General features: G+C 74.0%; 12 protein-coding genes. 11 read left to right on the top strand and 1 reads right to left on the bottom strand.

Translation table 11 applies throughout. The features are described from left to right. Window positions 1-181: 181 nt before the first annotated feature. The 6 genes from K329_RS0123050 (at window position 182) to K329_RS0123075 (ending at window position 7,093) form a co-directional block, all read left to right on the top strand. On the top strand, window positions 182-1,393 hold the full coding sequence (locus K329_RS0123050) for an L-talarate/galactarate dehydratase (protein ID WP_028474868.1): 1,212 nt from the start codon (window positions 182-184) through the stop codon (window positions 1,391-1,393). Between the two features lie 59 nt (window positions 1,394-1,452). After that, window positions 1,453-2,364, top strand: coding sequence for a 5-dehydro-4-deoxyglucarate dehydratase (gene kdgD / locus K329_RS0123055; RefSeq protein ID WP_028474869.1), 912 nt, complete (start codon window positions 1,453-1,455; stop codon window positions 2,362-2,364). Window positions 2,365-2,366: 2 nt separating this feature from the next. After that, complete coding sequence (locus K329_RS0123060) at window positions 2,367-3,980, top strand: aldehyde dehydrogenase (NADP(+)) (protein ID WP_028474870.1); 1,614 nt, start codon at window positions 2,367-2,369, stop codon at window positions 3,978-3,980. Then, entirely contained in the window at window positions 3,973-5,304 is a 1,332-nt protein-coding gene (locus K329_RS0123065) for an enolase C-terminal domain-like protein (protein WP_028474871.1), read from the top strand. Before K329_RS0123060 ends, K329_RS0123065 begins: the two co-directional genes overlap by 8 nt. Further along, window positions 5,301-6,269: a 2-hydroxyacid dehydrogenase gene (locus tag K329_RS0123070; protein ID WP_028474872.1), complete on the top strand. Its 969-nt coding sequence runs from the start codon at window positions 5,301-5,303 to the stop codon at window positions 6,267-6,269. Before K329_RS0123065 ends, K329_RS0123070 begins: the two co-directional genes overlap by 4 nt. 71 nt (window positions 6,270-6,340) lie before the next feature. Then, the gene (locus K329_RS0123075; protein WP_157571880.1) at window positions 6,341-7,093 is read left to right on the top strand and encodes a sulfite exporter TauE/SafE family protein; all 753 of its coding nucleotides are present in this window, start codon (window positions 6,341-6,343) and stop codon (window positions 7,091-7,093) included. Window positions 7,094-7,095: 2 nt separating this feature from the next. Here the strand turns inward: K329_RS0123075 and K329_RS0123080 are convergent, their stop codons facing one another. Further along, complete coding sequence (locus tag K329_RS0123080; RefSeq protein WP_028474874.1) at window positions 7,096-8,004, bottom strand: LysR family transcriptional regulator; 909 nt, start codon at window positions 8,002-8,004, stop codon at window positions 7,096-7,098. A gap of 137 nt (window positions 8,005-8,141) precedes the next feature. On the opposite strand from K329_RS0123080, the gene K329_RS0123085 reads away from it, so the two are divergent. Genes K329_RS0123085 through K329_RS0123105 form a run of 5 tightly spaced genes read left to right on the top strand, consistent with a single transcriptional unit; the run spans window position 8,142 to window position 13,246 of the window. After that, a complete protein-coding gene (locus tag K329_RS0123085) occupies window positions 8,142-9,140 on the top strand; it encodes a Bug family tripartite tricarboxylate transporter substrate binding protein (protein ID WP_028474875.1) in 999 nt (332 codons plus the stop codon). Next, window positions 9,137-9,730 carry a tripartite tricarboxylate transporter TctB family protein gene (locus K329_RS0123090; protein ID WP_052337267.1) on the top strand — a complete coding sequence of 198 codons (594 nt, stop codon included), beginning with the start codon at window positions 9,137-9,139 and terminating at the stop codon, window positions 9,728-9,730. Before K329_RS0123085 ends, K329_RS0123090 begins: the two co-directional genes overlap by 4 nt. A 56-nt stretch (window positions 9,731-9,786) precedes the next feature. Then, window positions 9,787-11,409, top strand: coding sequence for a tripartite tricarboxylate transporter permease (locus K329_RS29095; protein ID WP_084541542.1), 1,623 nt, complete (start codon window positions 9,787-9,789; stop codon window positions 11,407-11,409). Further along, window positions 11,406-11,801 carry a universal stress protein gene (locus tag K329_RS0123100; protein ID WP_028474877.1) on the top strand — a complete coding sequence of 132 codons (396 nt, stop codon included), beginning with the start codon at window positions 11,406-11,408 and terminating at the stop codon, window positions 11,799-11,801. The genes K329_RS29095 and K329_RS0123100 overlap by 4 nt, the downstream gene beginning before the upstream one ends. Beyond that, entirely contained in the window at window positions 11,798-13,246 is a 1,449-nt protein-coding gene (locus K329_RS0123105; protein ID WP_052337268.1) for an FAD-binding oxidoreductase, read from the top strand. The genes K329_RS0123100 and K329_RS0123105 overlap by 4 nt, the downstream gene beginning before the upstream one ends. Window positions 13,247-13,300: the final 54 nt, after the last annotated feature.

Genomic DNA, 13,300 nt, shown 5'->3' on the forward strand with positions numbered 1-13,300 from the left:
GCCGGGGCGGGGAGCCCGGGTGTGCGGGCGGCAGGGCCACCTCGATGCTCCCCGAGCATCACCGGATGCACGAGTGGTGTTGGACGGGAATCGCCCCGCTTCCTAGTCTCGTTGTGTCGCCGACCACACCCGCTCCGGGCGCGGGTCGACGGACACACGCCGACGTCCCTGGAGGAACCCCTTGACCTCGACCGCCACCCCCGCGCCGACCAGTGCCCTCGCCCACCCCGACGCCGCGCTCCGCGCCGCGCAGCCGGGCGAGGCCACGATCGACCGGATCGCCCACGTGGCCCTCTCCTCGGTCGTGCTCCCGCTGGCCACGCCGATCAGCGACGCCAAGGTGCTCACCGGTCGGCAGAAGCCGATGACCGAGGTCGTGTTCCTCGTCGCCGAGATCACCACCGAGGGCGGCCACACCGGCATCGGGTTCTCCTACTCGAAGCGTGCCGGCGGCCCCGGCCAGTTCGCGCACGCCTCCGAGATCGGGCCCGTGCTCGTCGGCGAGGACCCCAGCGACATCGCCAAGATCTGGACGAAGCTCACCTGGGCCGGCGCCTCCGTGGGCCGCAGCGGCCTCGCGACGCAGGCCATCGCGGCGTACGACGTGGCGTTGTGGGACCTCAAGGCCAAGCGCGCGGGCCTCCCGCTGGCCAAGCTGCTCGGCTCGCACCGCGACTCGGTGCGCACCTACAACACCTCCGGCGGCTTCCTCCACACGCCGATCGAGCAGGTCATCGAGAACGCCGGTGCCTCCCTCGCCAACGGCATCGGCGCGATCAAGCTCAAGGTCGGCCAGCCCGACTGGCGCACCGACATCGCCCGCGTCACGGCCGTGCGCGAGGCGCTCGACCCCGACGTGCCGCTCATGGTCGACGCCAACCAGCAGTGGGACCGCGCCACCGCCATGCGGATGGGGCGCATCTTCGAGTCCTTCGACCTGGTCTGGATCGAGGAGCCCCTCGACGCGTACGACGCGGAGGGCCACGCGAACCTCGCGCGCTCGCTCGACACCCCGATCGCCACCGGCGAGATGCTCACCAGCGTCGCCGAGCACATGCGGCTGATCGAGGTCGGCGCCGCCGACATCGTGCAGCCCGACGCCCCGCGCATCGGCGGCATCACGCCCTTCCTCAAGCTCGCCGCCCTCGCCGAGCACAAGCAGCTCGAGATCGCCCCGCACTTCGCGATGGAGATCCACCTGCACCTCGCCGCGGCGTACCCGATCGAGCCCTGGGTGGAGCACTTCGACTGGCTCGCCCCGCTCTTCGACGAGCACCTCGAGACCCGCGACGGCCGGATGTACGTCTCCGACCGCCCCGGCCTCGGCTTCACCCTCAGCGAGCAGGCCCGGGCCTGGACCGTCGCGACCGCCGAGTTCGGCCGTCGTCCGTGACCGCCTGACCCGACCGCGCCCCTCTTTCCCGTCGTCCCCACCCTTCCTAGGAGCCCCTCATGGGTCGCTACGCCCCCGACGAGCTGCGCACCGCGCTCGGCGCCGGCCTGCTCTCGTTCCCGGTCACCCACACCACGGCCGACCTCGACTTCGACGAGGCCGCCTACCGGGCCCACCTGCAGCACCTCTCCGCATACGACGTCGCCGGCCTCTTCGCCGCCGGCGGCACCGGTGAGTTCTTCTCGCTCACCCACGACGAGGTCGACACCGTCGTGCGGGCCACCGTCGACGAGATCACCGACATCCCGGTGATGGGCGCGGCCGGGTACGGCACGACGCAGGCGGTCGCCCTCACGAGAGCGTCCGCGGCCGCCGGCGCCGACGGCGTCCTGCTGCTCCCGCCGTACCTCACCGAGCTGCCCGAGCAGGGCCTCTACGAGCACGCGGCCCGCGTCTGCGCCTCGACCGACATCGGCGTCGTCGTCTACCACCGCGCCAACGCCCGCTACTCCGCCGCGACCGTCGAGCGCCTGGCCGAGGAGTTCCCGAACTTCATCGGCTTCAAGGACGGCATCTGCGACATCGACCTGCTGGCCACGCTCAACGCGCGGCTCGGCGACCGGCTCGTCTACATCGGCGGCCTGCCCACCGCGGAGACCTACGCGCTGCCCTACCTCGAGCTCGGGGTGACGACGTACTCGTCGGCGATCTTCAACTTCGCGCCGCGCTGGGCCACGGACTTCTACGCCGCGGTGCGCTCGGGCGACCGCACGGAGGTGCTCGACCGGCTGCGAGACTTCGTGGTGCCCTACATCGCGATCCGCGACCGCCAGGCCGGCTACGGCGTCTCGATCGTCAAGGCGGGCCTCACCGCCGCCGGCCGACCGGCCGGACCGGTCCGTCCGCCGCTGACGGACCTGACCGACGCCGAGCTCTCCGAGCTGACCGACCTCGTCAAGAAGGTGATCTGAGCATGACCACCCCGCAGGCAGCCCCGCACCTCACCGGTGAGATGTTCCTCGGCTCCCGCCGCGTCCGCGGCGAGGCCGGCAGCGTCCGTGCCGTCGACCCGCGCACCGGCGAGGAGGTCGGCCCGGAGTACGGCTTCGGCACCGCCGTCGAGGTCGACGTCGCCGCCTCGCTGGCCGCCCGGGCCCACGCGGTCTACCGGGCCACCGGCCCCGAGGAGCGCGCCGCGTTCCTCGAGCGGATCGCCGACGAGATCACCGCGCTCGGCGACACCCTCGTCGCCCAGGTGCTGCTCGAGACCGGGCTCCCCGAGCCGCGGGTGCGCGGCGAGATCGGCCGCACCACCGGCCAGCTGCGGCTGTTCGCCTCCGTCGTGCGCGACGGCACGTTCCACGGAGCGCGCATCGAGCCGGCCCTGCCGGACCGCACGCCGCTGCCCCGCCCCGACCTGCGCCAGCGCCAGGTGCCCCTCGGGCCCGTCGCCGTGTTCGGCGCCAGCAACTTCCCGCTCGCGTTCTCGGTGGCCGGCGGCGACACCGCCTCGGCCCTGGCCGCGGGCTGCCCCGTGGTCGTGAAGGCCCACGAGGCCCACCCCGGCACGTCCGAGCTCGTCGGCGGGGCCGTCGCGGCCGCCGTCGCCGCGTCCGGCCTGCCCGAGGGCGTCTTCTCGATGGTCTACGGCGAGGGCCCGGTCGTCGGTACGGCGCTGGCCGAGCACCCCGCGATCCGCGCGGTCGGCTTCACCGGCTCCCGTCGTGCCGGTACGGCGCTGATGGCCGCCGCGGCGGCCCGGCCGGTGCCGATCCCGGTCTACGCCGAGATGTCGAGCACCAACCCCGTCTTCCTGCTGCCCGGTGCGCTCGCGGCCGACGCCGCGGGCCTCGCCCAGGGCTTCGTCGCCTCGCTCACCACCGGCGCGGGCCAGCTCTGCACCAGCCCCGGCCTGGTGTTCGGCGTGGCCGGCCCCGAGCTCGACGCGTTCGTCGACGCCGTCGCGCAGGCGCTGGCCGCCAGCCCGGCGCAGACGATGCTCACGCCGGGCATCCACGCGTCGTACGAGACCGGTCTCGACCGGCTGTCGTCGGCGGACGACGTGCAGGTCGTCGCCCGCGGCGCCGAGCCCGCCGCCGACGGCGCGGCGGCCACCGCCGGCAGCGCCGCGGTCTTCGCGACCGCCGCCCGCACGCTGGCCGACCGGCCCGCGCTGGGCGAGGAGAACTTCGGTGCCTCCTCGCTCGTCGTGACGGTCGACGACGCCGCCGACCTGGCCGGCGTCGCCGCCGACCTCGAGGGCCAGCTCACCGCGACGGTCCACGCCGTCGCGTCCGACCACGCCGCGGCCGCGACCCTGCTGCCGGTGCTGGAGGACAAGGTCGGCCGGATCCTCTTCAACGGCTGGCCCACGGGCGTCGACGTCGGTCGCGCGATGGTGCACGGCGGCCCGTTCCCGGCCACCTCCGACGGGCGCAGCACGTCGGTCGGCACCCTCGCGATCGAGCGGTTCCTCCGTCCGGTCGCCTACCAGGACGTGCCCGCCGCCCTGCTGCCCCCCGCGGTCGCCGACGGCAACCCGCTGGGCATCTGGCGCCAGGTCGACGGCGAGCTCGTCCGTGGCTGAGCGCGGGCCCGTCGTCACCCACCTGCGCGTGGTGCCGGTGGCCGGGCACGACGGCATGCTGCTCAACCTGAGCGGCGCCCACGCGCCGTACTTCACCCGCAACATCGTGGTGCTCACCGACTCGGACGGGCGCACGGGCGTGGGGGAGGTGCCGGGCGGCGAGACCATCCGGCGCACGCTGGAGGAGTCGGCCACCCACGTCGTCGGCCAGCGGGTGGCGACGTTCCGCAGCCTGCTGCGCACGGTCGGCGCCGCGTTCGCCGGGCGCGACGCCGGCGGGCGGGGCCAGCAGACCTTCGACCTCCGCACCACGGTGCACGTCGTGACGGCGCTGGAGTCGGCGCTGCTCGACCTCCACGGTCAGGCGCTCGGGGTGCCCGTGGCCGAGCTGCTCGGCGAGGGCCAGCAGCGCGACCGGGTGCAGGCGCTCGGCTACCTGTTCTTCGTCGGCGACCGCGAGCGCACCGACCTGGCCTACCGCTCCGAGCCCGACGGCGAGGACGACTGGACGCGGCTGCGCCACGAGGAGGCGCTCGACGCCGACGCGGTGGTCGCGCTCGCCCGCGCGGCCCAGGAGCGCTACGGCTTCGCCGACTTCAAGCTCAAGGGCGGCGTGCTCCCGGGCGAGGAGGAGGTCGAGGTCGTCACCGCGCTGGCCGCGGCCTTCCCCGACGCCCGCGTCACGCTCGACCCGAACGGCGGGTGGCTGCTCGCCGACGCCGTGCGCCACGGGCGCGCGATGAACGGCGTCGTGGCGTACGCCGAGGACCCCTGCGGCGCCGAGGGCGGCTACTCCGGCCGCGAGGTGATGGCCGAGTTCAAGCGCGCCACCGGCCTGACGACGGCCACCAACATGATCGCCACCGACTGGCGCCAGATGGGCCACGCGGTCCGCAGCAACGCGGTCGACATCCCGCTCGCCGACCCGCACTTCTGGACCATGGCGGGCTCCGTGCGCGTCGGCCAGATGTGCGAGGCCTGGGGCCTCACGTGGGGCTCGCACTCCAACAACCACTTCGACGTCTCGCTGGCGATGTTCACGCACGTCGCCGCCGCCGTGCCGGGGGAGCCGACCGCGATCGACACCCACTGGATCTGGCAGGACGGGCAGCGGATCACCACCGACCCGCTGCGCATCTCCGACGGCCACCTCACCGTGCCGACCACCCCGGGCCTCGGCGTGGAGCTCGACGAGGAGCGCCTGCAGGAGGCGCACGAGCTGTACCTGCGCGAGGGCCTCGGCGCGCGCGACGACGCCGCGGCCATGCAGTACCTCGTGCCGGGCTGGACCTTCGACCCGAAGCGTCCGGCGCTCGACCGGTGAGTGCCGCCGCGGGCCGCGTCCTGCAGACGGCCGGCCTCAAGCCGGACCTGGCGCGCACGCTGAGCGCGGAGTTCGCCGCGCCGGTGCTGCCCGCCGGTCCGGTGGACCCGCACGCGGAGCCGCTCGCGTCGTACGGCGCGACGGCCGAGGTCGTCGTCACCTCCGGTCGCCTGGGCCTCCACCCCAGCGCGCTCGAGGCGCTGCCCGCGCTGCGGGCGGTCGTCAGCTTCGGCGTCGGCCACGACACCATCGACGTCGCCGCGGCGGCGGCGCGCGGCGTGGTCGTCAGCACCACGCCCGACGTGCTCACCGACTGCGTGGCCGACACGGCCGTCGGGCTCGCCCTCGACGCGATGCGGCGCCTCAGCGCCGCGGACCGCTGGGTGCGGGCCGGCGGCTGGGACTCCGGCCGCGACTTCCCCCTCGCCCGACGGCTGTCGGGCGCCCGGGTCGGCATCCTCGGCCTGGGGCGCATCGGCCGGGCGATCGCGCTCCGGCTCGAGGCGTTCGGCTGTCGCGTCAGCTACCACAACCGACGCCCGGTCCCGGGCGTCCCGTACGCCTACGCGGCCTCGCCGCTCGCGCTCGCGTCGTCCGTCGACCTGCTCGTGGTCGCGGCGGCCGGCGGCACCGCGGCCGCGCCGCTCGTCGGGCGCGCGGAGCTCGAGGCCCTCGGGCCCGACGGCTTCCTCGTCAACGTGGGCCGCGGGTCCGTCGTCGACGAGACGGCGCTGGTCGACCTGCTGCGCAGCGGCGGGCTCGGCGGGGCCGGGCTCGACGTGTACGCCGCGGAGCCCCACGTGCCCGAGGCCCTGCGCACGCTCGACGAGGTGGTGCTGCTGCCGCACCTCGCGTCCGGGACCGTCGAGACCCGCGCCGACATGGCCCGGCTGGTGCTCGAGAACCTCCGCACGTGGCTGGCGGAGGGGCGCCTGGTGACGCCCGTCCACGTGTCGACCCCCTGACCCGGGCCGACCGGGAGGTCGCCGACGATGGGGCGTCCTGATCAGCGGACCCGACAGTGGAGGAGGCAGGCGTGACCGAGGCGCTGCTCCTCGTGCTGGCCGGCGTCGGCGCGGGGCTCTGCGGGTCGATCGCGGGCCTGGCGTCGCTGGCGTCGTACCCCGCCCTGCTGGCCGTCGGGCTGCCGCCGCTCGCCGCGAACGTCACCAACTCGGTGGCGCTGCTGGCGAACGGCGCGGGCACCGCGCTCGGCTCGCGCCGCGAGCTGCGCGGCCAGGGCCGCCGCGTCGCCGTGCTGTGCGGGTGGTCGGCGCTCGGCGGCACCGTGGGCGCCGGCCTGCTGCTGCTCGGCGGCGAGGAGACCTTCGAGGTCGTCGTGCCCGCCCTGGTGGCGTTCGGCGCGGTGCTGCTGCTCGCGCGCGACCGCATCCGCGCGTGGATCGCGCGACGCGGCCGGGGGCCGCTCGACACCGACGCCATGCCGGGCTCGCAGGTCGCGGCCGTCGGGGTGTACGGCGGCTACTTCGGGGCCGCCTCCGGCATCATCATGCTCGCCGTGCTGTCGGTGCGCACGAGCGAGCCGTTCCCCGTCACCAACGCGGTGAAGAACCTCGCGACGAGCGCCGCCAACGCCGTCGCCGCCGTGGTCTACGCCGTGCTTGCGCCGGTCGACTGGTCGGCCGCGGGCTGCGTCGCGATCGGTGCCCTCGTCGGCGGCTGGATCGGCCCCCAGCTCGTGCGCGTGCTGCCCGAGACGCCGCTGCGGTGGGGCATCGGCCTGGCCGGCCTCGCGCTCGCGGCGCACCTGGCGCTGTCGGTGGCGTGAGGTCAGGTCAGCCCGCGTGGCGTCGCGTCGGGGTCGAGCGCGCGCAGGGTCTCGAGGGCCAGCGGCAGGGCCGGGTTGGCGGAGTCCCGGGGCCACAGCAGGTGCAGCTCCACCGGCTTCGGCTCACGCGTGACGAGCGGCAGGTGCACGACGCCGGCGATGCCCAGCAGCGAGGCCGAGCGGGGTACGAACGCCAGCCCGCGGCCGCTGGCGACCAGCCACGTCATCGTCGCGATCTGGCTCACCGTGTGCACCACGTTGTGGTGCTCGACGGGCAGCAGCCCGACGACGAGGTCGTAGAAGTAGCGCGCCTTGGTGGCGGAGTGCATGACCAGCGGCTCGCCGGCCAGGTCGCCGACCTCGACGGGCCGGTCGAGGGTGGTCAGGGCGTGGCCGGCCGGGACGGCGACCACGAGCTCCTCCCGGCGGATCAGGCGGCTGCCGAACAGGGCGGGGTCGAACGGCGGGCGCGCGAGGGCGAGGTCGATCTCGTGGGCGAGCAGCGCCTCGACCTGCTCGCGCGTCACCATCTCGTAGAGGTCGATCTCGACCTGGGGCAGCGCCGCGGTGACCAGGTCGAGCACGTCGGTGAGCACCCCGAACGTCGACGCCGCGGTGAAGCCGATCCGGATGGTCCCGACGGTGCCGGAGGCGATCCTCCGGGCGAGGTCGGGTGCCGCCTCGGCGAGCGCCAGGAGTCGGGTGGCCTCGCGCAGGAACGCCGTTCCGGCGGGGGTGAGGGCGACGCCGCGGTTGTCACGGTCGAAGAGCCGCACCCCGACCTCGCGCTCCAGCTTCTGGATCTGACGGCTCAGGGGTGGCTGCGTCATGCTGAGCCGCTCCGCGGCCCGACCGAAGTGGAGCTCCTCGGCCACGGCCACGAATCCACGGAGCTGCTCGAAGGAGAACATGATGCGCGGACGGTATCAGGCCATGCTTGATCGGGTTTGGACATGCATCATCAGCGGCTTTTAGTGTCCACCAGGTGACGGCGATCACAAGCCGCCCCCCGACTCGCACGAGCCCCGCCCGACCCCCAGGAGTTCCCATGAAGCACCCCCGTCTCGTCCGCGGCGTCGCGGCTCTGTCGACCGCCTCCGTGGCCCTCTCCCTCTCCGCCTGCGGCGGCAACCTCGGCGGCTCGTCGGCCGAGGACTTCCCCAACGGGGCGATCAACCTGACCGTCGGCCAGGACGCGGGCGGCAGCACGGACCTCATCGCCCGCGCGCTGGCCGAGCCGGTCTCCGACGACCTCGGCGTGCCGGTGCCGGTGATGAACAAGCCCGGCGCCAACGGCGCCCTCGCGGCCCAGACCCTCGCCGGCGAGAACGCCGACGGCCAGAACCTGATGGTCATCAACGCCTCGCTGATCGCGATCACGTCGCTCGTCGTCGGCGAGGACGAGGTCGTCAGCCTCGACGACTACGAGATCGTCACCGGCATCTCGCAGGACGACTACGTGCTCGTCGCGAACGCCGACTCCGGCTGGGAGTCCTTCGAGGACCTCGAGGCCTCCGGCGAGGCCGTCGACTACGCCACCACGGGTGTCGGCACGGGCAGCCAGCTCTCCCAGGAGCTGCTCTTCAACCAGACCGAGGTCGACGGCAACGACGTGCCCTTCGACGGTGGCTCGCCGGCGCTGACGGCGCTGCTCGGCAACCAGGTCGACGTGACCAGCATCCAGCTCGGTGAGGCTTACCCGCAGATCCAGGCCGGCGAGATCGTGCCGCTGATGGTCTTCTCCTCCGAGCGCAACCAGTACCTCGAGGACGTGCCCACCGCGACCGAGCTCGAGTACGACGTGCCGGTCGCCCAGTACCGCGCCATCGCCGCGCCGAAGGACACCCCGCAGGAGACGATCGACGCGCTCAAGGAGGCGTTCGACGCCGCCTTCGAGACCGAGGCGTACCAGGACTTCAACACCAACGCGCTGCTCACGCCGTACCAGGTCGACGGCGACGAGGTCGTGGCCGACTGGAACGAGCAGCGCGAGACCTACGAGGCCCTGATCGCCGAGTACGGCATCGACATGGGCGGCGAGTCGTGAGTCCCCGCGGCCGGCAGGCCGCGCCCGACGAGAAGACCGTCGGCACGGCCGCCGGGCCGTCCCTCGAGAAGGCCGCCGCCGTGGCGGACGACCTCCCCGAGGCGGCCTCGCCCGAGGAGCTCGCGGCCCAGTGGGAGGCCGAGAAGCCCGAGCCCGCGGGCCTCACGACCAACGTCGTGCTGGCGCTGCTCGTCATCGGCTTCGGGGGAGCGGGCGTCGTCGGCTCCCTGGCGCTCGGGACCGGCTCGCTCGGCGAGCCGGGCCCCGGCACCTGGCCCCTCGTCGTCAGCTCCGCGATCGCGCTGCTGGGCCTGGTGCTCCTCGTCCAGGCCCGGGCGACCAGCGACACCGAGCGCTTCACCTCGGACAGCTGGGTCGTGCCGCCGGCCGTGCTCACCCTCGTGCCGTTCGCCTACCTCATCGAGATCGTCGGCTTCGAGATCCCCTCGGTCGTGCTCGCCTTCGTCTGGCTGAAGGTCCTCGGCCGGGAGGGCTGGCGCACCTCGGTCGTCGGGGCGCTCCTCATGACCGTGAGCTTCTACCTGATCTTCGTGACCGCCCTGGGCGTGTCGCTCCCGCACCTCTTCTGACGTGCCCCGCTGACGAGCCCCGGCCCGTCCCCATCCACCCCGAGAGGACCTGACCCGTGGACATTGCCCCGGTCATCGACGGCTTCGGCGTCGTCCTCCAGCCGGAGAACCTGCTCTACTGCCTGATCGGCGTCGTCGTCGGCATGCTCGTGGGCGTCCTCCCCGGCCTCGGCCCCGCAGCGACCATCGCGATCCTGCTGCCGCTGACGTACGCCGTGGAGCCCGTCACCGCGATCATCATGCTCGCCGGCATCTTCTACGGCGCGCAGTACGGCGGCACGATCACCTCCGTGCTGCTCCGCCTCCCCGGTGAGGCCAGCTCGGTGGTCACCGTCTTCGACGGCTACGCGCTGGCCCGGCAGGGCAAGGCCGGCACGGCGCTCGGCATCGCCGCCATCGGCTCCTTCGTCGGCGGCACGGTCTCGATCATCGCCCTCACCCTGGTGGCGCCCTTCATCGCGTCCTTCGCGCTGGACTTCGGTCCGCCGGAGTACACGATGCTCGCCCTCCTCGGCATCCTGCTCGTCGCCGCGGTCGGCAACGGCAGCCGCACGAAGGCGTTCGTCGCGGCGGCCATCGGCCTGCTGCTCGCCACCGTCGGCCGTGACGGCTTCACCGGCGCCGAGCGCTTCACGTTCGAGTCGCTGTCGATGGCCGACGGCCTCGACTTCGTGCCGATCGCGATGGGCATCTTCGGCCTCGCCGAGATCCTGCACAGCCTCGAGAACCGCGGCAAGCTCGGCAAGCCGCCGGCGAAGGTCTCGAACCCGTGGCCGTCGCGCAAGGACCTCAAGCAGTCCTCCGGCGCCATCGGCCGGGGCTCCGTCATCGGCTTCGTGCTCGGCATCCTGCCGGGCGGCGGCGCGGTGCTGTCGTCGCTCGCGGCGTACGGGCTGGAGAAGAAGCGCTCCAAGACGCCCGAGCGGTTCGGCAAGGGCGCCATCGAGGGCGTCGCGGCGCCGGAGTCGGCCAACAACGCGGCCGCCACCTCGTCGTTCATCCCGCTGCTGACGCTGGGCATCCCCGCGAACGCGACGATCGCCGTCATCTTCGGCGCCCTGCTCATCCAGGGCATCACGCCCGGGCCGGGCCTGGTCGAGGACCACCCGGAGCTCTTCTGGGGCGTCGTGAACTCGATGTACATCGGCAACATCCTGCTGCTGATGATGAGCATCCCGCTGGTCGGCCTGTTCGTGAAGATCCTGACGATCCGGGCCTCGATCATGGCGCCCATCACCGTGCTGATCACCCTGATCGGCGTCTACACGGTCAACAACAACAGCTTCGACATCGTGCTGGTCATCGTCTTCGGCGTGCTCGGCTACCTGATGAAGAAGGCCGGCTTCGAGCCCGGGCCGCTGGTGCTCGCGTTCGTGCTCGGCTCGCTGCTCGAGAGCAACGCCCGTCGCTCGCTGATCCTCTTCGACGGCGACGTCGCCGGGTTCGCCACGCGGCCGATCTCGGGCACGCTGCTCGCGGTGCTGGTCGTGGTCCTGGTGCTGCCGCTCCTCGGCTTCGTGCTGCGGCGCTCGCTCGCCGGCCGCAGCGGTCCGGCCGCCCCCGGTCCGGGCGGCGGCGTGACCGGCGAGACCCCGTCCGACAGCCCGTCGGACACCCCGACCGACACCCCGTCCGACACCGACGCGCCCGAGGGGCGCACGAAGGAGAGCTCCCGATGACGGTCCTGGTCGGCTACGTCGACACCGCCCCCGGCAACGCGGCGTACGAGGCCGCGGTCGCCGAGGCGGCCCGGCGCGGCGAGCCCCTCGTCGTGCTCAACTCCCCGCAGGGCGGGGCGCTCGTCGACAAGGCCCTCGTCGGCGACGAGCGCCGGGCCGAGCTCGCGTCCGTCGCCGCGGCCGCCGGGGTGGCCTTCGAGCTGCGCCAGCCGACGCACCACGACGACCTGGCGGGCGCGATCGCCGCGGTCGCCGACGAGGTCGACGCCTCCGTGGTCGTCATCGGCATCCGCCGTCGCTCGCCGGTCGGCAAGCTCTTCCTGGGCAGCGACGCCCAGCGCGTGCTGCTCGACCTCGACCGGCCGATCCTGGCCGTCAAGCCGCGGTCGTGACCGCGGCCGACCCCGACGACCGACCGGACGCCGCGCTCCTCGCCGCGCTCACCCCGATCGTGGGTGGGCGCGGCGTGCTCGTCCCGGGGGCCGACGACGACCGGCTGGCGTCGTACGCGACCGACTGGCGCGGTGCGTACGCCGGCCGTCCCGCCCTCGTCGTGCTGCCCCGCACGACGGCGGAGGTGGCCGAGGTCGTGCGTGCCTGCGCGGCGGCGGGCGTCGCGGTCGTGCCGCAGGGCGGCGGCACGGGCCTGTGCGGCGGGGCCGTGCCGGACGCCTCGGGCCGGCAGGTGGTGCTCTCCACCGAGCGGCTCCGCGGGGTCCGCGAGGTCGACGTGGCGAACCAGACGGTGACGGTCGAGGCGGGCGTGGTGCTCGCCGACGTGCAGCGCGTCGCGCGGGAGCACGGCCTGCAGTTCCCGCTCTCGATGGGATCCGAGGGCCGCTGCACGGTGGGCGGCAACGTGGCGACCAACGCGGGCGGCACCGCGGTGCTCCGGTACGGCGGGATGCGCGCGCTGACGCTCGGGCTCGAGGTCGTGCTGCCCGACGGCCGGGTCTGGGAGGGTCTGCGCGGCCTGCGCAAGGACAACACCGGCTACGACCTCACCCAGCTCTTCCTCGGCTCGGAGGGCACCCTCGGGGTCGTCACCGCGGCCGTGCTCGCGCTCCATCCGGCGACGCCCCGACGGGCGACCGCCTGGGTCGCGCTCGCCGACCTGGCGGCCGCGACCGCGCTGCTCGGCACCGTGCGCGCCGTGGCGGGGGAGCGGGTGACGTCGTTCGAGGTGATGTCGGCGCAGAGCCTGGCGATCGTGCTGGCGCACGTGCCGGGCACCCGGGACCCGTTCGCGACCGCCCACCCCTGGTACGGACTGGTGGAGCTCGCCGACGGCGGCGACGCCGACGTCGAGGGGCTGCTCGAGCAGGTGCTCCAGGAGGCCGTCGAGCACGACCAGGTCGTCGACGCCGTGGTGGCGTCCGGTCCCCGGGCCGCAGCCGTCTGGGCGCTGCGCGAGGGCATCTCCGAGGCGCAGAACGGCGAGGGGCCCAGCCTCAAGCACGACGTGTCGGTCGCGATCAGCGCGCTGCCGGCGTTCGTCGCGCACGCCGACGTCGCGCTGGCGGAGGTGCTCCCCGGCGTGCGGGTCGTCTCGTACGGCCACGTCGGCGACGGCAACCTCCACCACAACCTCACCAAGCCCGTCGGCTGGACCGACGAGGCCTTCCTCGCCCACGCCGACCGCCTGACGGCGACGGTCTACGCCTCGGTCGCCGCGTTCGGCGGCAGCATCAGCGCCGAGCACGGGCTCGGCACCGCGAAGCGCGACGCCGCGGCCGCGCAGAAGTCGCCGGTCGAGCTCGACCTCCAGCGGGCGCTCAAGCGCGCGGTCGACCCGGCGGGCCTGATGAACCCGGGCAAGGTGCTCGCCGCGGAGTGAGCCGCTCCGCGTACCGTGGCGGCCCGGCAGTGTGACCTGGACCACGACGAGGAG

The organism is Nocardioides alkalitolerans DSM 16699 (genome assembly GCF_000426525.1).
Taxonomy (GTDB): Bacteria; Actinomycetota; Actinomycetes; order Propionibacteriales; family Nocardioidaceae; genus Nocardioides; species Nocardioides alkalitolerans.

Bases quoted from the DNA above. Each gene is read 5' to 3' on its own strand.
- kdgD (WP_028474869.1), top strand. From the start codon at position 1,453: ATGGGTCGCTACGCCCCCGACGAGCTGCGCACCGCGCTCGGCGCCGGC.
- K329_RS0123060 (WP_028474870.1), top strand. From the start codon at position 2,367: ATGACCACCCCGCAGGCAGCCCCGCACCTCACCGGTGAGATGTTCCTC.
- K329_RS0123080 (WP_028474874.1), bottom strand. From the start codon at position 8,004: ATGTTCTCCTTCGAGCAGCTCCGTGGATTCGTGGCCGTGGCCGAGGAG.
- K329_RS0123085 (WP_028474875.1), top strand. From the start codon at position 8,142: ATGAAGCACCCCCGTCTCGTCCGCGGCGTCGCGGCTCTGTCGACCGCC.
- K329_RS0123100 (WP_028474877.1), top strand. From the start codon at position 11,406: ATGACGGTCCTGGTCGGCTACGTCGACACCGCCCCCGGCAACGCGGCG.